The sequence below is a fragment of the uncultured Allobaculum sp. genome (assembly GCF_948576815.1).
In the GTDB taxonomy this organism is placed as follows: Bacteria; Bacillota_I; Bacilli_A; order Erysipelotrichales; family Erysipelotrichaceae; genus Allobaculum; species Allobaculum fili.
Window position 1 is genome coordinate 46,323 of the sequence record NZ_CAPAEZ010000002.1, and the last position, 22,653, is coordinate 68,975.

Sequence of the window (22,653 nt, forward strand, 5' to 3'; positions counted from 1 at the left end):
TATGAAACAATCCATGAAAAAGTACATGAATACCGCTCTGGTCTATGCGCTTCTGGCCATGGTCGGCGGTGTCTATTTCCGCGAACTGCCCAAGTTTGTCGGCTATACCGGCAAGACGATGCTTTCCGTCGTCCATCCCCATTTCTTTATGTTAGGGATGGCGATGTTCCTGTTTCTCGTCCTGCTGGAAAAGAACTTCGCCTTTACGACAAAGAAGACCGATCACATCATTCTTGCCTACAACCTCGGTCTGATTCTGACCGAAATCATGATGCTGGTGCGCGGCACACTCCAGGTGTTCAGCACGCCGCTCTCACACGGCGCAAGCGCCGCCATTTCCGGCATTGCCGGTATCGGCCACATTGTTCTGGGCGTCAGCCTGGTTCTCCTTCTTCTGGAAATTCGCAAGGCGATTTTTGCGGCCAAAGACTGAAGCGAAGCTTCGATTTCAAACACCGACCTTCTCTCCCCCATCGCTTTTGCCCCCTTTTCCAGGAAAATCCCCCGCATTACAAAGCCGGATCCTCTTTGTTTTTCAATGAAGAGAATCCGGCTTTTTTCTGAATTCTGAATTCACGCTTTTCAGCAGCCGGACTGCTGTTCCGTCCGGGAACCTGCCAGCGGACACAGAACCATCCAAAAAGGTTGAAAACGCAACGCATTAAAGGAGAATCTAATTCTTATAGTTCTAGTTTTTATCCACTTCTGGGTTGTGTTTTATTCATCTTATGCTAATTACAATGGAATCATCATGCGCTTCCAGTTAATCGAGACGGCTATGCGATCCTTCATCTGTTCGGCTCGGCGCGGTTTATACGGGTTGATTTTATGAAAAAAGAAAAAGATGAACTCAGCATTGAAATTGGCAAAAGGATCTACGAGTGTCGAAAGAAAAAAGGCTATACCCAGGAAGCTCTGGGGGATATTATCGGCGTCAATACCCAGTATATTTCCAATCTGGAGCGGGGGCTCTCTTCCCCTTCGCTGAAAACGCTGATTAAACTCAGCGAGGCTTTTGGCGTCTCCTGTGATTTTCTGCTGACCGGCGCGGGTAAATCCGGACGCAGTCAGACGCTTCTGCTGCTGATCAGCCGGCTCGACGAAGACCAGCAGCATCTGATGGAATACATCCTGGAAGGCGTCCTTCGTTTTGACCAGGAGAAAGCCGCCCTCCAGATCCTGCAGGATCGCGAAATCGACGTATAGGACGGATCCAAATCTGACTTTTTTCTTACTTCAGGGGATCTGTTTCTTCTTCACCACGGAAAAGAACGACGCATCCAGATTTTTACAATCCGGATGCGTTTTGGTTTTTCTTCGTCTGTTCTTAATAACGCAGAGTGAAAACAGAGCCGGTCGGATCAGACTTTGGCATCCCCGGTTTCCGGATGGATCCAGCCCTGTGCGACGCAGTACTGGTAAATGCCGTCTTCTTCCACGCTCGGACAGATATCCTCCGCAATCACTTTAAGCGAGGGAGAGCCGTTAGCCATGGCGACGCCAAGTCCTACGGCTTCCAGCATCAGCCGGTCATTGTCCCCGTCGCCAAAGGCAGCCGCCTGTTCTCTGGTCAGACCGTAATGATCGAGCGCCTTCTGGACGCCGACGCCTTTTCCGCCGCTTGCCGGAATGATGTCGATCGCCCGGTCCCACCACGCCATCACTCTGGCGTTTTTCGTGTTTTTCATAATGGAGTCGTATTCGTCCTTGCGTCCGCCCGTCATGATCTGATAGACACACTTGCCTTTACGGTGTTTGTCAAAGTCCGGATCGGGAATCAGACGGGCTTTGCTGATGGCGTAGTAATCGCTCAGATCCTGGTCGGTGCCGTTGGCCATAATTTCTTCGGTTGTCGCCAGCGCAGCGGGGCGTCCAATAGCCTGCGTATTGGCCAGAATTGTTTCCACATCATCGGGATCGAGCGGCGAGGAACAGATGACCTGACCGTCCCGATCGGTCGCGTAAGAGCCGTTAAAAGAAAGCAGGGCATCAAACTCTACGCCTTCAAACTTTGGAATCTGCATGGGCGAGCGGCCCGTACAGATGGCGATACGAACGCCTTCCTTTTGGAGCAGGCAAAGCGCTTCAACGGTGCGGGGGCTGATCACCTTCGTATTCATGTCGATCAGCGTGCCGTCAATATCAAAGAAAATCATTCGGATCTCGTCTGTATGCTTTTCTGCCTTCATCATTTTTTGCGCCTCCTCTTTTTTTTCTTCATTTTTCTTCTTTGCGCGTTTCGCGTTTCACGTCTTCACGAAATTCTCCCGCGTTCAGCGTAGTCCAGAAGCGGGCATTCTGTCCCGTTTTTTTCGCGTTCCTCCCCTGTTTTTGCCTCGTTCTTCGGGAAAACGGATCCAGCGAAAAAAAGGTTTTCTGCATGTCCAGGGTAAAGACATGCGGAAAACCTTTTGGGGTACCTGACTTTGTGTTTTGCCGGGAAATCCGCTTTAAAACCAAAGCGGCCAGAAAGGCGTCTGGAAAGGAGTATGGAGTCGATTCATCCGGCAAAAGCGAAAGCCTGTGGATATGGATCGCGCAGCGGCAGTACAAGTATGGGTGTTCTGCTGAAATCGCGTATCGTTTCGCGGTTTGTAAAGGAAATCTGCGGTTTGTACCGATTCGAAAGACGGCAGCCTATTCGTCTTTCATGAGCAGAACCATGACGGCTTTCTGCGCATGGAGACGGTTTTCGGCTTCTTCAAAGATTTCGTCCGCGTGTTCTTCGAAAACTTTTTCGGTAATTTCCTGACCGCGGTACGCCGGCAGGCAGTGCTGGATCATAACCGGACTCTTGGCGAGTTCGAGCAGTTCGTCGTTGACCTGATAGCCCTGGAACAGCTTCATGCGCTCTTCCTTTTCGGCTTCCATGCCCATCGACGCCCAGGTGTCGGTAAAGACGACATCCGCGTCCTTGACGGCTTCTTTTGGATCTTCAGTCAGCGTAAACTTGCCCGGGAATTCCTTCGCGAATTCCAGAACGGCTGGATCGGGCTGATGGCCTTTAGGCGAAGCGCACGCGACGTCCATGCCCATCTTCAGACCGCCGACGATCAGCGAGTTGGCCATGTTGTTGCCGTCGCCGATGTACGCCATTTTCAGGCCTTCAAACTTGCCGAACTTTTCGCGGATCGTCATCAGATCGGCGAGCACCTGGCAAGGATGGCAGTAGTCGGTCAGACCGTTAATAATGGGGATGGATCCATATTCAGCCAGATCTTCGACTTCTTTCTGCTCGTACGTACGAATCATGATGCCGTCGAGATAGCGGGAAAGCACGCGGGCTGTATCCTGTACCGGTTCGCCGCGTCCGATCTGCAAGTCGTTGGAAGACAGGAACAGCGCCTGTCCGCCGAGCTGATGGACGCCGGTTTCAAAGGAAACGCGGGTTCTTGTGGACGATTTCTGGAAAATGAGTCCGACGGCTTTTCCTTTTAAGTAAGGATGTTCAATGCCGTGTTTCTTTTCGTATTTGAGCTGGTCGGCCAGATCGAGGATCCGAACGATTTCTTCAGCGGATAAGTCCTGGAGTTTTAACAGATGGTTCATGCGAGCACCTCTTTCATCACGTTGACGGCTTGGTCAATCTGTTCATCCGAAATAATGAGCGGCGGCAGCAGGCGGATGGTTCCTGCGCCGGCTTTTAAAGCGAGAAGGCCTTTTTCGCGAAGTTTCGCAAGATCGTCGGCAATGGCTTCGGGTCCGACTTCAATGCCGATCATCAGTCCCATGCCGCGCACGTCCTGAATGTGATCGGAATCGATCGCTGAAATGGCCTGCATGAATTTATCGCCCTTGCGTTTCACATCGGCTAAAAATGCGGGATCGCCGACCTGGTCGAGGACCACGTTCGCTGCAGCCATGGCCAGTGCGTTTCCGCCAAAGGTCGTTCCATGATCGCCGGGCTGCAAAATATCGGCGGCTTTTTCGCCGGCAAGAAACGCGCCGGTCGGCACGCCGCCGCCAAGGCCTTTGGCGCACGAGACAAGATCAGGCTGAATGCCATACTGCTCATACGAGAAGAAGGTTCCCGTACGGCCGACGCCGGTCTGGATTTCATCAATGATCAGCAGGATATCTTTTTCCTTGCATAACGCTTCGACAGCTTTGACGTAGCCTGCATCGAGCGGGCGAACGCCGCTTTCGCCCTGAACGAGTTCCATCAGCACGGCGCATACCGTGTCGTCCATGGCGTCTTCCATCGCCGCCAGATCGTTGGCGTCGACGTATTTGAAGCCGGCGGTAAACGGGTAGAAGTTCTGGTGAAATTTATCCTGACCGGTCGCTTCGAGCGTGGCGATCGTGCGTCCGTGAAAGGAATTGTTCAGCGTAATGATCTGTACACGCTTTGGATCGCCGTATGTATCGATGCTGTACTTGCGGGCGGTCTTGATGACGCCTTCATTGGCTTCCGCACCGCTGTTGGCGAAGAAGACTTTCTTCAGGCCGGAAAGCTTAACGAGCTTCTGTCCGGCGTCGACGAGCGGCTTTGTATAGTACAGGTTGCTGGCCTGCATCAGGGTTCCCGCCTGATTGGCAATGGCTTTTACGAGTGCGGGATGATTGTGGCCGAGGCAGTTGACGCCGATGCCGGAATTCAGATCGAGGTACTCGTTCTGGTCAAGATCGTAGAGAAGGCAGCCTTCGCCGTGGTCGAGCACGATGGGAAAGCGGCCGTACGTATTCATGAAATGGGTCGATTCTGTTTCGATGATGGTCTGGGTATCGCTCATCTTTACACCTCTTCCTGGGAGAACATCGTTCCGATGCCTTCGTTGGTCAGCAGTTCAATCAAAATGGAATGGGGAATGCGGCCGTCGATAATGCTGGCGCGCTGAACCCCCTGCCGTACGGCTTCCACGCAGCAGTCCACTTTCGGAATCATGCCGCCCGAAACCGCGCCGGTCGCCAGCATTGCCGGCACCTGCGAAACTTTCAGGGCCGGAATGAGGCTGTCCGGATCGCTGGGATCCGCCAGCAGACCGGAAATGTCGGTCAGTAAAATCAGCTTTTTGGCATGGAGTGCGCCGGCCAGACAGCTGGCGGCGGTGTCCGCGTTGATGTTGTAGCTGTTGAGATCGTTCAGACCGGCAGCCACCGAGGAAATGACGGGGATGTAGCCGCCGTGAATGAGATCACGGACGATCTGACTGTTGACGGCTTTGATTTCCCCGACATAGCCGTATTCATCCCGGTCGAGCGGAACGGCCTGAAACAGATTGCCGTCCATGCCGCCAAGACCGATTCCCTTGCCTTCGAGCAGGGAAACGAGATCCTTGTTCACCTTGCCGCAAAGGACCATCTGCACGATGCCCATCGTATCTTCGCCGGTATAGCGAAGCCCGTTGACAAAGCGGGATTCGATGCCGGTTTTCTTTAACATTTTTGAAATTTCCGGTCCGCCGCCATGAACGAGAACCACATGAATGCCGACCAGGTGCAGCATGAGCACATCCTGAATGACGGCCTTTTTGAGTTCTTCGTCAATCATGGCGTTGCCGCCGTATTTCACCACCACAATTTCGCCGTTGTATTCCTTTAAGTACGGCAGGGCTTCCGAAAGAATGGCGGCGCGGATCTGCGCGCTCATCATGAGCGGTAGTCTCCATTGATGTGTACGTATTCGTACGTGAGATCGCATCCCCAGCACGTCGCGCTCTCTTTTCCTTCGTGCAGATCGATCAGAATGACGATCTCATCGGGTTCAAGAATGTGAAGCGCCTTGTCTTCGTCAAAATCAAGGCCCTTGCCGTTTTCGCAGACCAGAATTTCGCCGTTTTTCGACGCGAAGGAAATGCTGACAAGAGACGGATCAAACTGCGCTTTGGAATAGCCCATGGCGCAGATCACGCGGCCCCAGTTGGCGTCCTTGCCAAACATGGCGGCTTTGAGCAGCGAACTGCAGGCCACCGAACGGGCGAGCGTTTCGGCCTGCTCTTCGGTTTTTGCGGTTCTGACTTCGACCGTAATCAGGCGGCTGGCGCCTTCGCCGTCCTTGGCGATCGCGATCGCCAGCTTCTGCATGACGTCAAAGAGCGCCTGCTTGAAGATCGCGTAGTCTTCATTTTCTTCGGTAATTTCGGCATTGCCGGCCATGCCGTTAGCCAGAACGATGCACATGTCGTTGGTGGACGTGTCGCCATCGACGCTGATCCGGTTAAACGTCTTTTTCACCACATCATGCAGCGCTTTGTCCAGCATAGGCGAAGCGATCTTTGCGTCGCTGGTCAGGAAGCATAACATCGTTCCCATATTGGGATGGATCATTCCGGATCCTTTGGCGATGCCGCCTAAATAGACGGTTTTTCCGTCGAGTTCAAATTCCACCGCGTATTCCTTCACGCGGGTATCGGTCGTCATGATCGCTTTCGCGCTGTCGGTAGAGTCATAGCCCAGCACGATTTTTTCGGTACCGGCTTCAATTTTTTCAATCGGCAGTTCGACGCCGATGACGCCGGTCGAAGCGACCAGAACGTCTTCGGTTTTCAGACCGAGTTTTGCAGCAGCGGCCTGGGCCTGACGCAACGCGTTTTCGGCACCGTTTTGCGCACAGGCGTTGGCATTGCCCGAGTTGACGGTAATGGCCTGTGCCGTTCCGCTGGCCAGATGCTGCATGTTGAGCAGCAGCGGCGCGGCTTTCACCTGATTGGTGGTGTAAACCGCCGCAGCTGTGCACGGGGTTTCGGACACGATCAGCGCGAGTTCCTTTTTCTGCGGATTATTGCGCAGCCCGCAGTGAATTGCGCCGGTCTGAAATCCCGCGGCTGCGGTAATTCCTTTGCGACTTTCCTTCATGTTTATCCCTTCTTCGCAGTTCTCCAGTATCTGGAAATATATGGAAACGAAATCCGTATCGGATTTCGCGTTTTTCTTAAAGATGCAGGCCTTTGTATTCGTCCAGGCCAAGCATGAGGTTCATGTTCTGAACCGCGGCACCGCTCGCCCCCTTGCCGAGGTTGTCAAAGCGGGCGCTGAGCACATAGCCGGTTTCCGAAGATCCGTTGACAAAAATTTCCATGCCGTCTTTTCCGGCCAGCGTATTCGAGAACAGCGCGCCTTGCGGATCGCCGACCTGAATCTGGGAATCGCTGTACCAGTTTTTATACAGATCGAGCAGTTCCTGCAGACTGACAGATTTGGTCAGATCGTCCTTGCCGAGAAAGACCTGGGTGAGCATGCCTTTTTCATAGTCATCGACGATCGGTACAAAAAGCGGGGTCTGCTGCAGACCGCAGACGGCTTTCATTTCTGGAATGTGCTTATGGGCAAGTCCTAAAGCGTAGGGCTTCGGGCTGTTCATTTCGTCTTCTTTTTCGTTTTCGTAAGCGGCGATCATCGATTTTCCGCCGCCGCTGTAGCCGGTCAGCGAAAAGGACTTCAGCTGACTGTCCAGATTGAGCAGTCCGGATCTGGCGAGCGGATAAACCAGAGCGATAAAGCCGCTGGCGTGGCATCCGGGATTGGCCACTTTCTGCGCGCTCTGAATGGCTGCTTTATGCGCGGCCGAAAGTTCCGGAAAGCCGTACGCCCAGTCGGGCGAAGTGCGATGCGCGGTGGAGGCGTCAATGATTCGGGTATCGAGTCCTTCCATCAGCGAAACGGCTTCGATCGCTGCCGCATCGGGCAGGCAGAGAAAGACCAGATCGGCTTTTTCCATCAGACGCCGGCGTTCGCCGGGATCTTTTCGTTTGTCTTCGGCGATGGTCAGCAGTTCCAGATCGTCGCGGTTTAAAATCCGCTCCTTAATCTGCAGCCCGGTCGTTCCGGCCTGGCCATCGATGTAAATTTTTGGTTTTTTCATACACGTACTGTTTTTTATCTTTTTCCCTGCTCAGAATACCGGCCTATGCATTTTGTGAACATCCGCTTTTTCAAAGGAGACATATATATTCCTGTTTTGCGGGATTTCACCGGTTCTGTATGGGCTGTCTTTTTCCCGTTTTTCCTGCACTTTTCAGGTGAATTTGCGGGGATGGAATCCTGCCTGTCCGGACTCTTTTCTGCCAGGCGTTCGAGCTCTTCCCTGTTCTTCCTATATATCTATATCCTTCTATAGCCTTCTTTCTGCTTCCGATATATATGGAAAGATATCGAAAGACAGGCGGCACGCAGCGGTTGGATGGAGAGGAAAAATCATCGGAAACGTCGACCGCCGCGACAAGTTTCCTACTGGCGCGGCGGTCTGGCGTAAACATTTCCTTTCCAGAAGAAGCGCGTCTTTTTCCTTTGACGGCTTTCGCTCGGTCTGGAATTATTTCGAAGTTCTGACTTTGGACGTTTTGTGCGCGGCGACAAATTCCTTGGCTTTGGCGGACTGGTCGAGCACGTTTTCCTTGCACGGACCGCCGTACACTTTCCGATCGGCTACAGCCTTGTCGAGATCGATCGCCTGATAAAAGTCTTCGTCAAACAGATCGCAGAGCTTTTCGAGATCGTCGGGGCTGACCTGATCGAGGGTAAGGCCCTTGTCGATGCAGTCAGCGACGAGCGTACCGGTCAGTTTGTAGGCATCCCGGAAGGGCATCCCTTTTTTGGCGAGGTAGTCAGCGCATTCCGTTGCGTTGATGAATCCGGCACTGGCGGCCTGTTTCATCTTGTCCTTGCGTACGCGCATCGTCTTTAACATGCCGGGCAGAACTTTCAGGCACATCTCGACGGTATCAACGGCGTCAAAGACGGCTTCCTTGTCTTCCTGCATGTCCTTGTTATAGGCGAGGGGCAGACCTTTCATGACCGTGAGCAGACCGATCAGATCGCCGTAAACCCGGCCGGTTTTGCCGCGGATCAGTTCGCACATGTCCGGATTTTTCTTCTGGGGCATGATCGAGCTGCCGGTGGAATAGGCGTCGTCGAGTTCGATGAATTTGAATTCCCAGGAGCTCCAGAGAATCATTTCTTCGCTCAGACGGCTCATGTGCATCATGAGGATGGAAAGATCGCTTAAAAATTCAATGCAGAAGTCCCTGTCGCTGACCGCGTCGATCGAGTTGGACATCGGCTTGGAAAAGCCAAGATGTGCGGCGGTAAATTCCCGATCGAGCGGGAACGTCGTTCCAGCCAGAGCGCCGGCGCCCAGCGGACATTCGTCCATGACGTCCAGCGCGTTTTCCAGACGGAGCGCGTCGCGGCGGAACATGTTGGCGTAGGCCATGAGCGTGTGCCCGAAGGTGATGGGCTGCGCTCTTTGAAGATGGGTATAGCCGGGTACGAGCGTATCGGCGTATTCGGCGGCCAGATCGGCCAGAACCGAAATCAGATTGAGCAGCGTGTCGTGAATTTCTTCGGCTTTGGAGACAACATACAGACGCATGTCGAGTGCGACCTGATCGTTGCGGCTGCGTCCGGTGTGGAGCTTTTTGCCGGTGTCGCCGATGGCGGCCGTCAGCAGCTGTTCCACGCATGTGTGAATGTCTTCATACTGGCTGGAAAATTCCACCTGACCGCTGTTCATTTTGTTGAGAAGATCGAGCAGGCCGTGATGAATGTCCTGCTTTTCCTCGTACGTGAGAATGCCCTGTTTTTCGAGCATGCAGCTGTGCACCAGGCTTCCAAGAATGTCCTGGGGATACAGCCGGGAATCAAAAGAAATGGAACTGTTGAAGTCGTTGGCGTCCGCGTCGGTTTCCTTGGAGATCCGACCCGCCCAGAGCTTACTCATTTATTCCACACTGGAGAAATGTTCTCCAGTTTCCTTTGCGAGCTGCTTGTCGTTGATGGCTCTTACCGCGATCGGCAGACCGAAGAGGTTGATGAAGCCGGCGGAATCGCTCTGGTCGTAGCAGTCATCTTCATCGAAGGTGGCCATGCCTGCGTTATAGAGGGAATACGGGGATGTTACTGATACCGGAATCATGTTGCCTTTGTAGAGTTTGAGCGTAACGTCGCCGGTTACGGTTTCCTGCGTGGAATCGACGAAGGCGCTCAGCGCTTTGCGCAGCGGGGTGAACCAGAGGCCGTCGTAGACGAGTTCGCCGAATTTCTGCGCGACGATTTCCTTGAAATGCTTGGTGTTTTTGTCGAGGGTGATTTCCTCGAGCTTGTCGTGGGCTTTATACAGAATGGATCCGCCCGGCGTTTCGTATACGCCTCTCGATTTCATGCCGACCAGACGGTTTTCAACGATATCGAGAATGCCGATGCCGTTGGCGCCGCCGATTTCGTTGAGCTTGAGGATGATGTCCTTGGCGCTCATTTCTTCGCCATCCAGAGCGGTCGGTACGCCTTTTTCAAAATGGATGGTGACATTGGTCGGCGTATCCGGAGCCATTTCGGGGGATACACCCATTTCGAGGAAGCCGGGTTTGTTGATTGGAGCTTCGTTGGCCGGATCTTCGAGGTCCAGGCCTTCATGGGACAGATGCCAGAGGTTTTTATCTTTGGAGTAGTTGGTTTCCTTGCTGATTTTCAGAGGAATGTTATGCGCTTCGGCGTAGGCGATTTCCTTTTCCCGGCTGTTCAGATCCCAGAACCGCCATGGAGCGATAATATCGATTTCCGGAGCGAACGCCTTGATGGCCAGTTCAAACCGAACCTGGTCGTTTCCTTTACCGGTACAGCCGTGGCAGATGGCATCGGCGCCTTCGGCTTTGGCGATTTCCACAATCCGTTTGGCGATGATCGGTCTTGCGAAAGACGTTCCCAGCAAGTACTGTTCGTAGCTCGCGCCGGCTTTGAGGGACGGTACGATGTAGTCGTCTACAAAGGTGTCGGTCAGATCTTCAATATACAGTTTGGAGGCGCCGGTCTTGAGCGCTTTTTCTTCGAGGCCGTCGAGTTCGCCGCCCTGTCCGACGTTGCCGGATACCGCGATGACTTCGCAGTTGCCGTAATGTTCTTTCAGCCAGGGGATCAGAACGGAAGTATCCAGACCGCCGGAATAGGCGAGGACGATTTTCTTATACGTTTTGTTTTCGTTATGCAGGTTGCTCATGATTTTTCTCCTTGTTCGCTTTCGCTTTTGAATGGTCTGAGAAAGAATGAGAAGAAGATCCAGCAGATTTAAACGTTTATGTATGTATGGATTTTTCGTTTCGGATCTTGTTCTAAGCTGTGCGTATGTATGCGGCGAATGGCTGTTTCTCAGTGTGTGTCAGCCTTTCGCCGGCCTGAATTCAGGCATCGTCGGTCTTCCTGCATGAAATCGCCCCTTCCAAAAAAAAACGTCCTTTCGAATGAAAGGACGATAAGGATCGCGGTACCACCTGTCTTCCCTCTTTCTTGAAGAGGACACTCTCCCATAACGCCGGGTCGCGGGAACAGCTCGATTTCTGTCGCGGTTCCACTCACGGGCACGTTCGCTGCATTCCGGACGCTTCGTTTCACCAGGCCGAAGCTCTCTTTGGACCTTTCTGCAGGTACTATTTCCGATCACTGATTTGATATTCCGTATTCTACCCATTCCATTTTCGAATTCAATCCATTGAAACCGATTTGTTTCTCTTTCTGAAAAAATGCATGAAAACGAGAATATTTCCCGGCATTTTTCTGAAAATTCCTCTTGACGGCCCGAAAAAAGAGGTTTTCTTGCGAAGAGTAAAACGATTCGTATTACTTACGCGATAAAAAGACACGGATTTTGAAATTCAACGCTTCCAAACCGTGTCCTCGTTTTTGAAACTTCTATTGTTCTTCGAATTTTGTCCGTTTTCTTTTTCAGGCTTTGACGCAGCCGTTCCTGCCTTGTCCGGGTTGTCGACCGATGAATCAGAGCTCTTTTCGTCCGAATCCAAATGGGCAGGCAGCGCAATAAACAGACAGATCAGCAGCAGTCCAGCGCTGATCAGCGAAACATAATGATTGAGATACGGACAGAGCAGTGCGCCGATCACGATGCCGAGAAAGTAGGAAATGACCAGAACAAAATAGAGCAGCGCGCGAAACGCGTCTTCCCTATCCTTTTTCTGCAAATACCGTGTCAGGTGCACAAACGTGTTCTGAAAGCCGCTGTTGATGACGACCGTCGCCATCGGATTGCTTCGAATCCGCTTGAAAATAATCGTCTGCAGTCCGCAGCACAAGCCGAAAATCGGATTGGCCAGTGCGTTCCAGGAATCCGGAAGAAACGTGGCGACAATGATCAGAACGATTTCGATCAGAAACGGAATTCTTCGCCATTGCCGATACCCCGGCTTGTCGTGATAATGTTCGGCAATGACAATTCCAGCCGCAAACATCAGCGGCGGAAAAAGATACTTGGTCACGTTGCCAAATTCGCCTTTGGCCAGATCGAGTCCTAAATAGAGCAGGTTGCCGCTCTGACTGCTCGCGAAAACATGCCCGCGCGTCACGTACGTGCAGGCGTTGAGAATGCCGATACCAAGCGTTAAAAGCAGGCCGACGCGCAGCGATTCTTCCCGTTCATCCTTATCGTTTTCGACCAGTTCTCCGATCAGATCCTGTGGATAGTCCATACCTGTATTATCCGACGCGAGCCGCAGGCAAGCCGGCAGATGCCCGAGGCGAACGCTGCGGATTCAGGGTCGCTGGACACAAGCCGTCCCGCTGGCGTTTTTTCTCGCCGGGTTTCTTTTTGCGATTGTGTTTATCCGTTTCAGGATATTTGAACGAAGAAAACGATCACTCTTTTCTTGAGAAAAAGCCGGAAAAGCGCCCTTGGTTTCGCCGGAAAACCAGACGGTCAACACTTGAAAAATGCCTGAAGAATTGGGCGGAGTCTTCCTGCCCGTCTTTTCCTTTGGCGCATTTTGTTGCATAATGATGCATATTTGCACAGCGTAAAAAGGCTTTGTTTATCGCAGATCAAACGCTTTCTGTATTCGTTGTGTGCAATTGTCGTGAAACAGAAGATTTCGCTTTGGAAAGGGGATTTTTCATGTCCGTAACGATACGCGATGTTGCCCGCGTCGCCGGCGTTTCCGCCTCGACCGTCAGCCGCACCATTCGAAACAATCCGGCCATTTCGGAGACCACCAAGGAAAAGGTGCGCAAAGCCATGGAAAAAGTCGGCTACTCCGCACCAGCAAGCGCTTCAACGCTGGTCCAGAACAAGCCGCTTGTCGAAGTCGGCATCATTCTTCCGCCTTCCGCTGCGGATACGTACAACAACCCGTTCTTTCTGGAAGTCATCCGCGGCATCAGCGAGTACTGCAACCAGAACGAAGCGGTCTCCTTACTGTTAACCGGCCGGGATGATCAGGAAGTCATCGAAGCGATCCTTTCCCTTTCCGCGAGCAGCCGCCTTTCCGCCTTCATTCTTCTGTTTTCCCGCGCCGATGATCCCATCGTCGACAAGCTGACCGAAGAAGGCTACGACTACGTGCTGATCGGCTCTCCGCAAAGCCGCAGTTCGCAGACCGTCAGCGTCGACAACGACAACATCGAAGCCGGCAGCAGCGCTGCACGCTATTTGTATGGGCTTGGCCATCGCCGCTTCGCGTTTATCGGCTCCCCGTTCGAGCATCTGTTTTCTGCATCGCGCAAAAACGGTGTGCTTCTCTTTCTTCAGCAGGCTGGCATCGAGGCGCAAAACATGCATTTGATCGAAATGGAACACGGCGATCCCGAAGGGCTTGAAGAAATCGGCCGCCTGCTCGCGCTTTCCAAAGACAAACGGCCAACGGCCTTTGTGACAAGCGACGACCTGCACGCGATGGCCCTTCGCCAGAAAGCCGCGGAAGCCGGCCTTTCCATTCCAGACGATCTGTCCATCGTTTCCTTTAACAATTCCATTTTCGCGACGCTCACCTCCCCGCGTCTGACGTCCATCGACGTTCATCCGCTCCAGCTTGGCCGCGAAGCCGCCGCGCAGGCGATTTTACGGGCGCGCACGCCGCAGTCCATGGCCAGCAAGACCCTCGTTCCGTTCGTGCTCGTCGAGCGCGAAAGCTGTGCTCCAGCCAAATCCTGATTTTCTCCAAAAATATAAACCGCACAAAAAAGCCGTTCGAACGTACCGCTCCCCAATTCAGGGGACGGTAAAGTTCGAACGGCTTTTGATTTTGGATTTATGAATTTTCTGGTGTCTGCTTTGCGGGCGGTTTTCGCCTGTCGGCTTTATTCGTGCGCACCGCGCGAGTCGTCAATTTCAACGAGCAGGCCGTAATGGTCGGAAAGAACAGGCTCCTTCTCTCCGTTAAAGACGACGCGGCTTTCTGTGACGTTTTCCTTATGGCCTGCCCAGATCTGATCGATCCGTTTTGGACCGCTTTGCGGCTGGTTTTCCCAGCCGTCAATGACGCCGCCTACCGTATAGCCGGCATCTTTCTTTTTTGCCAGCACGTACGTATCGAAATAGCCGCTCTGGCGGACGAGATCGGCCGATTCGCCCGGCAAAAACGCATCCGAATTGAAATCGCCCAGTAAATACACCGGCGAATCTTTCGAATGTTTCTCCAGCTGGGGCAGAAGACGCTGCCACTGCAGAGCGAACGGTTCATGCGGATCGTTCCACCAGGAGAGGTGGATGGAATAAAACCAGCCGTCTTCGGTCTGTACGCCCAGAATTCGGCGGGTACGAAAATCCGTATACGTATCGATTTTCGATGCCAGCAGATTTTCCGTCTTCAAAATTTTCTTACGGCTGAAAATAGCCAGCCCTTCGTCGTAGCGGTCGTAGCCGATTTTCATGGGCAGCCAGGCCCATTCGTAATGGAGGCCGGCTTTGGCCAGCCGTCTGGCCAGCGCCAGACCGTGGTTGTCTTCGCGAAGAATCGCCTGTTCCGGCTTCCAGACCAGTGCGCAGGCAAGATCGTCTGCCGCAGGAGCATCCATATTCTGGTTGACTTCCTGCAGGGCGATAATATCCGGCTGTTCGTTTTCAATCCAGGCGCAGAAGAGATCCTGTTTTTGCGCCATGTTTGTTTCCTGAAGCGAATGCGTATTGAGGGTGAGCAGTTTCATAGCTCTCTCCTTTCCATTTTTTTCAAGAGATTCAGACTGGAATTTTGCGTGGTGTGAATTCTGGACGGCTCTGGCCTTCGCATTTCCTAGTCTGTAAGGACGCTTCTTCTCTTTCGATTGTAAGAAGACGAAAGGGGAATCGAAACGCAAGGACGACAAAATTTGTCGATGCCTTTAAAAGAAACGGGCTAAAGCCGTGAAAAAGGGAGCAGCCGCAATGGATCTGCTCCCTTGATTCTTCCCTTGCCGGCCATACAGCCGGTCCTCTTTTCGTAAACTCAGACTCCTCGAGGAGGCGAGGCAGATCTAAGCGCGTGTGCAGATACGGATGGAGGTTTAGAGAATGTCGTTAATATCGGATTTCAGCACGTCGGCTTTTGGTCCGTAGACCGCCTGAATGCCGTTGTCTTTTTTGACCAGACCCATGGCGCCTTCGGCTTTCCATGCCGGAAGATCCGCCACTTTTTCCACGTCTTTTACCGTAACGCGCAGACGCGTCATGCAGGCATCGACGAGAACGATGTTGTCGCGGCCGCCCAGCAGCGCAATGATTCGCTCCGGCTGCGACTGGCCGCCTTCGGACTTGGACGTCTCCGAAGAACTCGAAGAAGACGCGCTCGTATCGTCATCGTCTGTGGTGTAGTTGCCGTTGCGGCCTGGCGTAGCGTAGCTGAACGTGCCGATCATCCAGTAAGCGACAAAGTAGCCGATTCCGAAGAAGACGATGCAGGCGATGATGAAGTTGATGATATCGCCGCCAAGACCCGCCTGAATGGACATCGGGGTACGCATGAGGAATTCCAGATTTCCAAAGGAATGGAGACGCAGATGGAAGATACCCGCCAGCGCGAACGCACAGCCCTGCAAAATCGCGTAAACTATGTAGAGAGGAATAGCGCAGAACATGAACATGAATTCCAGCGGTTCGGTAACGCCGGTCAGGAAGACGGCGAGAACGATGGAAATGAACATGGAACGGTATTTTTTCTTCTTGTCCGGATCGACACGGCGATACATCGCCAGAGCGATACCGAGCAGCAGACCGGTTGCACCGATCATCTGGCCGACTTTGAAACGTGCCGGGGTAACCGTCGTGAGCAGTTCATTGTAGGCTGCCATATTGCCGGCGTTTTTATAGTTGATGAGGTCATTGACCCAGGCCAGCCACAGAGGATCCTGTCCGTAAACGGCGGTTCCCGCCTGTGCGCCGGTAGCAATGACATAGGTCCCGCCAAACGACGTGTAGTTCATCGGAATCGTTAACATGTGATGCAGACCAAACGGCAGCAGCAGACGTTCGAGCGTTCCGTAAATGAACGGCGCAAGAATCGGCGAAGTTTCCGAAGACGTCGCGATCCATTCTCCGAAGCTGTTGATGCCCAGCTGAACCATCGGCCAGAAAATCGAAAGAATCAGCGCGATGATGACGGACCATACGATGACAACGAGCGGTACGAAGCGCTTGCCGTTAAAGAAGGCCAGGGCATCCGGAAGTTTGCGGTAGTTGTAGTACTTGTTGTAAATGATGGCACCCGCGAAACCGGAAATCATACCGATGAACACACCCATGTTCAGCGCCGGCGCGCCGAGAATGTTGACGAAGTAGTTGGGGACGGGCATCGGCTGTCCAAACAGCGTATGCGTGATCGCATTCGGGTCCGCTAACATGTCGGTCGTGACACCGAAAATCTGACCGGTGATGTTGTTGATCAGGATGAAGGCGATAACCGCCGCGAACGCGCCGCCGGCTCTTTCCTTCGCCCAGCTGCCGCCGATGGCGACGGCGAAAAGCAGATGCAGGTTGTTAATGATGGCCCAGCCGATGTTTTCCATGACCATACCAATCGTGGTGACGAGGGTAATATCGCCGGCCATCATGCCGACCAGCTTGCCAAGGGAAATCATCAGGCCGGCTGCCGGCATCACGGCGATGACGACCATCAGCGCCTTGCCGAATTTCTGAAGCAGGTCGAAGTTGATTTTGAATTTGAATTTTTTCTTTTTGGACGAATCGGATTGATCCGCTTTGCCTTTGGAAGACTTGGACGTGTTTTCCGTTTTATCCCCTTTTTTGTCGGCTTTTTCAGCGTCCTTTTTCTCGTCTTTTCCAGACGCCGGCTTTGTGTCGGCTTCCGGCGCTTCTTCTTTAGCCGGTTCTTCAATGGTGAGAATCGTTTCTTCTCCGCCTTTGACTTTGCCTTCCCGAACGGTGATTACCGCGTCTTTGGGGGTGCTTGTTAGTACGATGGCGGTAATGGGGTTGAGGTTTTTCGACTTGAGAAGTTCAAGATCCACCTCGGCAACCGGTTCGCCTTTTCTGACCTTGGATCCGGCTTCCTTGAGAACTTTGAACGCAGCGCCGTCCAGTCCGACGGTTTCGAGTCCGACATGGACCAGAACTTCCGTTCCATCCTCCGCTTTAAATCCGTACGCATGCAGGGTCGGTGCGATCATAGTCAGTTCGCCGTCAACGGGAGCAACGATGGTTCCGTTATCCGGAATTACCGCGGCGCCGTCGCCCATCATCTTCCCGGAGAAGATGGGATCGGGCACTTCCGTAATCTGAACGGCTGTACCGCTCAGCGGCGAGACGATCTGGATCGAAACCGGCTTTTTGTTTTCGCTCATAGGGCCTCCTTTTTCTCTTTCCTGATCTGTGCAATGCCTCGTTTGCATCAATGCGTTTTCCATACCTGTTTTTATGCAACATTATGCAATTAACAATGCAAATTATAGCGAAAACATCGGGTTTTGAAAGCGCAGATCAAGATATTTCCGGGTAAATTCCGTGATTTTAATGGTTTTGTCCCGTATTCAGAGCGATAGGTTTCGGGCTTTATGCGAATCGCGCATGTTGCACGATCTGTTTGCACAAACAAGGCAGGCGCTTTGAGCGGATCTGGGTCACAGCAGGCTTACTCTATTCTCAGAATCATTCTTTTCCTGCCCGGATGGCGGGCCTGTTTTTTCTGTGCGCCCACGGACGGGTTTCCCCTTTCCCCAGCCTTTTTTTGGCTTGCGTTCTGATCGCGCGGATTGGCGTTTTTCTGGCGCTGTCCTTTGTTTTCTTACTCCATCGACAGATGCCCTCGGGCGGTCGAAACCGGGGAATACGCAAAAAGAATGATATATTTTTTTCAACAGGCTTATGCCATCCTGCTTCCCGTTTTCGTTTCTGCCCTTTTCTTTCGAAGAAATTCATCCCCGAACTGGCGCAGAACGTTTTTTTCGATCTCTTCGAAAGGAGCCGCTTTATGCATACCGTTTCCCAGTCTTTTTCCCTGTTCAGAGAGCGATTGCGCGCCAATCGTCTGATCGCGTATTCTCTGCGCCATTCTTCCCTGCTTCTCGAACTGCTTCTGACTTTTTTCCTTTTCACATCGTGGATGGGTTTCGTGATCGTATCGGCCCAGGGCGCCGCCTCGTATTCGCGCGGCTTTGATCTGTTCTTTACGATTTTGCGCTACGGAGGCTATGTGCTGATGCTTGGCGCGGCGCTGCTCAGTCTTACCTTGTCGAAGCGACGGCAAAATCCCATCGTCGTCTGGACGGTTCTGATCGTCAGCGTTCTGGTCTTTCTGTTTTCGCGAAGTACAGAATTTGCGATTCTGACCTTGTATCTGTTCGCGTTTCGCTCCCTCAGCCTCCGGCGCGGTCTGCGCGTGTATTTACTCGTGCTGACTACGGTATTAGGGATCGTTCTCGCATTGAGCGTTTTGCACGTCTTTCCCGATGTGATCATGGATACGGAGCGTTCCCGTCATGCCCTCGGCTTTGCGTGGGTCAGCACAGCGCCGGTTCTCTTTCTGTTTCTTCTGATTGCGCTGCTGCTCTGCGATTTACGCGCGCTCAACACGACGGCGCTTATGGCGCTTGCGGGCATGAGCGTTCTGTTCTATTTCCTGACCGATACGCGCTTTGCGTTTCTTCTTTCCCTGCTTCTGCTTATTCTGATTGGGCTGCTGCAGTCGCATCCGGCCTGGTTTTCGTTCATGCATAAACGCTGGTTTGGAATCTGTCTGGCGCTTTTGCCGGTCGTTCTGGCGATCGTGGCGCTGGGACTTATGCTGGCGTATACGCCCGGGCAGCCGTTCTGGGAAAGTCTGAACGGACTGCTTTCCGGCCGTCTGGCCAATGCGCGCACCGCGTTCGATCAGTACGGTCTGTCTCTTGCCGGAAAGCACATTGTCTGGCAGGGAAACGGACCGGCCACGACTGCGGGCGACACGTATTTGTATGTCGACTGCTCGTATCTGAATATTTTGCTGAACTTTGGCGTTCTTGAATGGCTGCTCGTGCTGGGATGCTGCTCGTGCATCGCCTGGCAGGCGTACCGCAAGAAAAATGTTCCGCTGATGATCGCGCTCTTTATTGTGTACTGCTTCTCGTTTAATGAAGTCCGCCTGTTAAATCCGGTGTTCAACCCCCTGCTTCTGTACGCCAGTCACCTGCTCAGTCAGCCGTTTTCCCATTTGAGCCGCTGGTTTGCTTCGCATTTCAAAACGCGCCGGAAAACTGCCCGAGCCGCGCATACTTCGGTTCACGAAGCGTCCGAAGACGCCTTTGAAGCGGACGGACACAGCGAGAAGATCCGCAAAGTATCTTCGAAAGCGACGCTGCGTTCATCCAGGCCGGCGGCTTCGACTGCAGGAAAAGGAGGGCCCACGTATGGCGCGTTCTCATCCTGAACAGACGATCGCCGTCGTGGTCACCTACAATCGAAAGGCGCTGCTTGTGGAATGTCTGAATGCCCTTCTCGCGCAAAGTCATCCGTGTTCGATTCTGATTGTCGATAACGCATCGACCGATGGAACCAAAGACACCGTGCATGCCTGGAAAAATGATCCGAAAACTTTAGCTTGCCAGAAAAGCCGCAATCTTCAGATCGTCTATCATCGCCTTGACGAAAATATCGGCGGTGCCGGCGGTTTTTGCGAAGGGCTGCGGCAGGCCGTTTTGATGGGCTATTCCTGCGTCTGGGGAATGGACGATGACGCCATTCCGGGCCCCGATGCGCTGGCCGCTCTGCTCGCCTTTGGCAAAGCGCACCCGGATTTTGGCTTTCTCGCCTCCAAAGTGCTCTGGAAAGACGGATCGTACTGCCGTATGAACGAACCCAAATTCATCGAGGGAAAGCAGTCCGACGAAATGGACCGGCCGATCCGGCAGGCTTCCTTCGTTTCCTTTTTCCTGCGGGCTCAGGTCATTGAAGCGATCGGTCTGCCCCTGAAAGATTTCTTCATCTGGGGCGACGATGTCGAATACACCAGACGGATCAGCGCAAGCTATCCGTGCTGGTACGTTCCCGAAAGTGTCGTCATTCATAAATGCGCCGACAATGTCGGCTCCGATATCAGCCGGGCTTCACATGACCGGCTGGATCGCTATCGCTATGCGTATCGCAATGAGGTGTATATTGCGAGACAGGAAGGCTTTTCGCGCAAGCTGTATCAGATGGCGAAAATTTGCCTGCACACTGCACGGGTTCTTGTCCATGCTCCCGATCATAAAAAAGAGAGGCTGGCCATCATCTGGTCTGCCTCGAAATCCGGCCTGCATTTTTCCCCACGAAAGGAGACTGTGAATGATCCGCGTACTTGAAGTCTTTCGCGAACCGATTGCCAACGGCGGTCAGGAAAGCTATTTAATGAACATGTACCGCCACATCGACCGAAACAAAGTCCAGATGGATTTTTTCACGCCCTTTACCGTCGATAATCTGGCGCTCCAGAAGGAAATGGAATCCATGGGGGCGCACGTCTTTGCGGCCGGACATCCCTTTGGCGAACACAACAACGCGGTTTTCAAATCGTCTTTAGAGACGTTTTTAAAAGAACATCACTATCCTATCGTTCACTTTCATTCCGGCAGCACGTACGCCCTGATGGAAGGCTCCAAGCTGGCCCGAAAAGCCGGCGTGCCCAACGTCTTTGTCCACTCGCACTGCGGCGGCTTTGACAATCTCAAGTACCGCGTCATCAAGACGATCTCGATTCCGTACCTGCTCAAATACCCCACCAAATATCTGGCCTGTTCGGATCTGGCGGCCCGCTGGAAATTTCCGCCGTCCATCATTCGAAACCATCAGTACACCGTGTTAAAAAACGCAGTAGACCTGAACGAATTCCACTTTGAACCCGCCTGGGGAAAGGAAATCCGCAAGGAGCTGCACATCGATCCCGGCACGCTGGTCATCGGCCACGTGGGACGGTTCAGCGTCCAGAAAAATCACCCGTTTCTGATCGAAGTGTTCGAACAGATTCATCAGCGCCGCCCCGATTCTGTCCTGCTTCTGGCCGGTCAGGGCGAAACGATGGACGAAATCCGTCAGCTTGTCTCGCAAAAAGGATTAGACGATGCCGTGAAATTTCTTGGGATTCGTAAAGACATCGCCCATCTGATGAATGCGATGGACGTTTTTGTCCTTCCCTCCTTTTTTGAAGGACTTCCCGTCGTCGGCGTCGAAGCACAGTGCACCGGTCTGCCCGTCGTAACGTCCACGCTGGTGGCGCATGAGCTGCCGATCGAATCGCTGGCGCTCTATTTGTCTCTGGATGATTCGCCAGCGACATGGGCCCAGAAGATTCTCGAAGAAGCTGCCCGTCCGCGCGCCGACACCCGCGATGAAATCATCGCGTCCGGCTACGAAGTGAAGGAAGCGGCCAGAAAGCTGGAAATGATTTATTTGAACGCCGGAAAGGAAAGCCAGAAATGACAGAGGGCAGACTGCGGCAGTACATCATCATGCATAAAGCCTTTACACCCCCTGCCGATCCGTCTTTTGTTCCGCTTCAAGTCGGCTTTGGCGAAGATCTTGGCTATTTGCGCGACAACACGAAAGACAACATCGCTTCCAAAAACAAAAGCTGGTGCGAACTGACGGGGCTGTACTGGATCTGGAAAAACGATACCGAAAGCGACTGGATTTCGATCAGTCACTATCGCCGCTACTTTGGAAAAAACAAAGCAATGAGCGGTCCGGAAATTCTCAAGGCTCTGGACGGCTATGATGTGTGCCTGGCGGAATTCGAACCGTATCGCGAAAGCGTCTATGAACAGTACTGCATCGAATCCGGCTTTGCGCAGGATCTCGATACGCTTCGAGAAATTCTTGCCGCGAAAAGCAAAAAGGATGTGCAGGCGTGGGATGCGATCATGGCGCAGGGCGGCATCAGCCAGTACAACATGATGGCCTGCTCCAAAGCACGCTTTGACGACTATTGCGCCTGGCTTTTCCCCATTCTGGAAGTACTGGAGAAACAGATATCGCTGGACGGCCGCAATGCCTACCAGCAGCGCATTTACGGCTTTCTTTCCGAGCGGCTGCTCAATGTATACGTGCATTCCCGCGATCTGCGCGCCCACCGTCTGCCCGTCTGGCAGCCGGAACTGAGCCGGTCGCAAAAACTGCGGCTTTCCCTGCGGCGCGTCAAAAACCGAATGATCTTTTCGCTTTCAAAAAAACATTCGACCCCGGACGCGCACGCGTGAGCCAAGGCCGGAGAAGTCGAAAACGAAACGAACGAAGAATAAAGATGATGAAGACGAAAGAGGATGAAAAAAACTGCGTATTTGCGGTATTTTTCATCCTCTTATTGTTTTCACTTCGTTTTCTGGGCTTCCTTTTCCATCACGAAATTCGTCAGGAGAACGCCGCGGCGTTCCACCTGCTGGGAATGGATGACGCGATAGCCCCGTTTTTCAAAGAACGGTCTGGCCGTAATGGACGCGTGAACGGTAAGTAAGTGTCAAACAATCGACGGGTATACGCGAGACTGAATATTAGATACGCTA

At 53.0% G+C, this 22,653-nt stretch carries 19 protein-coding genes, 1 pseudogene and 1 other annotated feature; of the genes and pseudogenes, 7 read left to right on the forward strand and 13 right to left on the reverse strand.

The annotated features are described in order from the left end of the window. The first annotated feature begins 1 nt into the window (after nucleotide 1). Both Q2J39_RS00515 and Q2J39_RS00520 read left to right on the forward strand, forming a co-directional pair. On the forward strand, nucleotides 2–433 hold the full coding sequence (locus tag Q2J39_RS00515) for a DUF2871 domain-containing protein (RefSeq protein WP_230266562.1): 432 nt from the start codon (nucleotides 2–4) through the stop codon (nucleotides 431–433). Between the two features lie 395 nt (nucleotides 434–828). Beyond that, nucleotides 829–1,206 (forward strand): helix-turn-helix domain-containing protein, encoded by a 378-nt coding sequence (locus tag Q2J39_RS00520; protein WP_288338794.1) that lies wholly within the window; start codon nucleotides 829–831, stop codon nucleotides 1,204–1,206. Between the two features lie 155 nt (nucleotides 1,207–1,361). On the opposite strand, the gene Q2J39_RS00525 is transcribed toward Q2J39_RS00520, so the two are convergent. The 10 genes from Q2J39_RS00525 to Q2J39_RS00570 form a co-directional block, all read right to left on the reverse strand. Next, the gene (locus Q2J39_RS00525) at nucleotides 1,362–2,192 is read right to left on the reverse strand and encodes an HAD family hydrolase (protein WP_288338795.1); all 831 of its coding nucleotides are present in this window, start codon (nucleotides 2,190–2,192) and stop codon (nucleotides 1,362–1,364) included. Between the two features lie 445 nt (nucleotides 2,193–2,637). Then, on the reverse strand, nucleotides 2,638–3,549 hold the full coding sequence (gene argF / locus Q2J39_RS00530; protein WP_230266559.1) for an ornithine carbamoyltransferase: 912 nt from the start codon (nucleotides 3,547–3,549) through the stop codon (nucleotides 2,638–2,640). Continuing rightward, a complete protein-coding gene (locus tag Q2J39_RS00535; RefSeq protein ID WP_288338796.1) occupies nucleotides 3,546–4,733 on the reverse strand; it encodes an aspartate aminotransferase family protein in 1,188 nt (395 codons plus the stop codon). Before Q2J39_RS00535 ends, argF begins: the two co-directional genes overlap by 4 nt. Before the next feature lie 2 nt (nucleotides 4,734–4,735). Continuing rightward, entirely contained in the window at nucleotides 4,736–5,593 is an 858-nt protein-coding gene (argB, locus tag Q2J39_RS00540) for an acetylglutamate kinase (protein WP_230266557.1), read from the reverse strand. Next, on the reverse strand, nucleotides 5,590–6,795 hold the full coding sequence (gene argJ, locus Q2J39_RS00545; RefSeq protein ID WP_230266556.1) for a bifunctional glutamate N-acetyltransferase/amino-acid acetyltransferase ArgJ: 1,206 nt from the start codon (nucleotides 6,793–6,795) through the stop codon (nucleotides 5,590–5,592). Before argJ ends, argB begins: the two co-directional genes overlap by 4 nt. A 76-nt stretch (nucleotides 6,796–6,871) precedes the next feature. Next, complete coding sequence (gene argC / locus Q2J39_RS00550) at nucleotides 6,872–7,801, reverse strand: N-acetyl-gamma-glutamyl-phosphate reductase (protein WP_288338797.1); 930 nt, start codon at nucleotides 7,799–7,801, stop codon at nucleotides 6,872–6,874. Between the two features lie 450 nt (nucleotides 7,802–8,251). Further along, nucleotides 8,252–9,658, reverse strand: a complete 1,407-nt coding sequence (gene argH, locus Q2J39_RS00555) for an argininosuccinate lyase (RefSeq protein ID WP_230266553.1) — start codon at nucleotides 9,656–9,658, stop codon at nucleotides 8,252–8,254. Then, on the reverse strand, nucleotides 9,659–10,930 hold the full coding sequence (locus tag Q2J39_RS00560; protein ID WP_230266552.1) for an argininosuccinate synthase: 1,272 nt from the start codon (nucleotides 10,928–10,930) through the stop codon (nucleotides 9,659–9,661). Nucleotides 10,931–11,172: 242 nt separating this feature from the next. After that, nucleotides 11,173–11,380, reverse strand: a binding site (T-box leader). Nucleotides 11,381–11,582: 202 nt separating this feature from the next. Next, complete coding sequence (locus Q2J39_RS00565; RefSeq protein WP_288338798.1) at nucleotides 11,583–12,410, reverse strand: YoaK family protein; 828 nt, start codon at nucleotides 12,408–12,410, stop codon at nucleotides 11,583–11,585. Nucleotides 12,411–12,473: 63 nt separating this feature from the next. Then, nucleotides 12,474–12,713: a hypothetical protein gene (locus Q2J39_RS00570; RefSeq protein WP_288338799.1), complete on the reverse strand. Its 240-nt coding sequence runs from the start codon at nucleotides 12,711–12,713 to the stop codon at nucleotides 12,474–12,476. A gap of 119 nt (nucleotides 12,714–12,832) precedes the next feature. Between Q2J39_RS00570 and Q2J39_RS00575 the strand changes: the two genes are divergently transcribed. Beyond that, nucleotides 12,833–13,867: a LacI family DNA-binding transcriptional regulator gene (locus tag Q2J39_RS00575; protein WP_230266550.1), complete on the forward strand. Its 1,035-nt coding sequence runs from the start codon at nucleotides 12,833–12,835 to the stop codon at nucleotides 13,865–13,867. Nucleotides 13,868–14,013: 146 nt separating this feature from the next. Here the strand turns inward: Q2J39_RS00575 and Q2J39_RS00580 are convergent, their stop codons facing one another. Then, nucleotides 14,014–14,859 carry an endonuclease/exonuclease/phosphatase family protein gene (locus Q2J39_RS00580; RefSeq protein ID WP_288338800.1) on the reverse strand — a complete coding sequence of 282 codons (846 nt, stop codon included), beginning with the start codon at nucleotides 14,857–14,859 and terminating at the stop codon, nucleotides 14,014–14,016. 336 nt (nucleotides 14,860–15,195) lie between these two features. After that, a complete protein-coding gene (locus tag Q2J39_RS00585; protein ID WP_288338801.1) occupies nucleotides 15,196–17,487 on the reverse strand; it encodes a PTS transporter subunit IIBC in 2,292 nt (763 codons plus the stop codon). Nucleotides 17,488–18,113: 626 nt separating this feature from the next. Here Q2J39_RS00585 and Q2J39_RS00590 point away from each other — a divergent pair. The 4 genes from Q2J39_RS00590 to Q2J39_RS00605 are packed head-to-tail and all read left to right on the forward strand — an operon-like array spanning nucleotide 18,114 to nucleotide 22,350. Next, on the forward strand, nucleotides 18,114–19,547 hold the full coding sequence (locus Q2J39_RS00590; protein WP_288338802.1) for a hypothetical protein: 1,434 nt from the start codon (nucleotides 18,114–18,116) through the stop codon (nucleotides 19,545–19,547). Next, on the forward strand, nucleotides 19,528–20,460 hold the full coding sequence (locus tag Q2J39_RS00595; protein ID WP_288338803.1) for a glycosyltransferase family 2 protein: 933 nt from the start codon (nucleotides 19,528–19,530) through the stop codon (nucleotides 20,458–20,460). Before Q2J39_RS00590 ends, Q2J39_RS00595 begins: the two co-directional genes overlap by 20 nt. Beyond that, nucleotides 20,444–21,574 carry a glycosyltransferase gene (locus Q2J39_RS00600; protein ID WP_288338804.1) on the forward strand — a complete coding sequence of 377 codons (1,131 nt, stop codon included), beginning with the start codon at nucleotides 20,444–20,446 and terminating at the stop codon, nucleotides 21,572–21,574. The genes Q2J39_RS00595 and Q2J39_RS00600 overlap by 17 nt, the downstream gene beginning before the upstream one ends. Continuing rightward, nucleotides 21,571–22,350 carry a DUF4422 domain-containing protein gene (locus tag Q2J39_RS00605; protein WP_288338805.1) on the forward strand — a complete coding sequence of 260 codons (780 nt, stop codon included), beginning with the start codon at nucleotides 21,571–21,573 and terminating at the stop codon, nucleotides 22,348–22,350. Before Q2J39_RS00600 ends, Q2J39_RS00605 begins: the two co-directional genes overlap by 4 nt. Before the next feature lie 110 nt (nucleotides 22,351–22,460). On the opposite strand, the pseudogene Q2J39_RS00610 reads toward Q2J39_RS00605, so the two are convergent. After that, a pseudogene (locus Q2J39_RS00610) lies at nucleotides 22,461–22,601 on the reverse strand (GNAT family N-acetyltransferase); the annotation flags it as partial. Between the last annotated feature and the right edge of the window lie 52 nt (nucleotides 22,602–22,653).

Coding starts and splice junctions, on each gene's coding strand:
- Q2J39_RS00515 (WP_230266562.1), top strand. CDS start 2: ATGAAACAATCCATGAAAAAGTACATGAATACCGCTCTGGTCTATGCG.
- Q2J39_RS00520 (WP_288338794.1), top strand. CDS start 829: ATGAAAAAAGAAAAAGATGAACTCAGCATTGAAATTGGCAAAAGGATC.
- Q2J39_RS00525 (WP_288338795.1), bottom strand. CDS start 2,192: ATGATGAAGGCAGAAAAGCATACAGACGAGATCCGAATGATTTTCTTT.
- argF (WP_230266559.1), bottom strand. CDS start 3,549: ATGAACCATCTGTTAAAACTCCAGGACTTATCCGCTGAAGAAATCGTT.
- Q2J39_RS00535 (WP_288338796.1), bottom strand. CDS start 4,733: ATGAGCGATACCCAGACCATCATCGAAACAGAATCGACCCATTTCATG.
- argB (WP_230266557.1), bottom strand. CDS start 5,593: ATGATGAGCGCGCAGATCCGCGCCGCCATTCTTTCGGAAGCCCTGCCG.
- argJ (WP_230266556.1), bottom strand. CDS start 6,795: ATGAAGGAAAGTCGCAAAGGAATTACCGCAGCCGCGGGATTTCAGACC.
- argC (WP_288338797.1), bottom strand. CDS start 7,801: ATGAAAAAACCAAAAATTTACATCGATGGCCAGGCCGGAACGACCGGG.
- argH (WP_230266553.1), bottom strand. CDS start 9,658: ATGAGTAAGCTCTGGGCGGGTCGGATCTCCAAGGAAACCGACGCGGAC.
- Q2J39_RS00560 (WP_230266552.1), bottom strand. CDS start 10,930: ATGAGCAACCTGCATAACGAAAACAAAACGTATAAGAAAATCGTCCTC.
- Q2J39_RS00565 (WP_288338798.1), bottom strand. CDS start 12,410: ATGGACTATCCACAGGATCTGATCGGAGAACTGGTCGAAAACGATAAG.
- Q2J39_RS00570 (WP_288338799.1), bottom strand. CDS start 12,713: ATGCAACAAAATGCGCCAAAGGAAAAGACGGGCAGGAAGACTCCGCCC.
- Q2J39_RS00575 (WP_230266550.1), top strand. CDS start 12,833: ATGTCCGTAACGATACGCGATGTTGCCCGCGTCGCCGGCGTTTCCGCC.
- Q2J39_RS00580 (WP_288338800.1), bottom strand. CDS start 14,859: ATGAAACTGCTCACCCTCAATACGCATTCGCTTCAGGAAACAAACATG.
- Q2J39_RS00585 (WP_288338801.1), bottom strand. CDS start 17,487: ATGAGCGAAAACAAAAAGCCGGTTTCGATCCAGATCGTCTCGCCGCTG.
- Q2J39_RS00590 (WP_288338802.1), top strand. CDS start 18,114: ATGCATACCGTTTCCCAGTCTTTTTCCCTGTTCAGAGAGCGATTGCGC.
- Q2J39_RS00595 (WP_288338803.1), top strand. CDS start 19,528: ATGGCGCGTTCTCATCCTGAACAGACGATCGCCGTCGTGGTCACCTAC.
- Q2J39_RS00600 (WP_288338804.1), top strand. CDS start 20,444: ATGATCCGCGTACTTGAAGTCTTTCGCGAACCGATTGCCAACGGCGGT.
- Q2J39_RS00605 (WP_288338805.1), top strand. CDS start 21,571: ATGACAGAGGGCAGACTGCGGCAGTACATCATCATGCATAAAGCCTTT.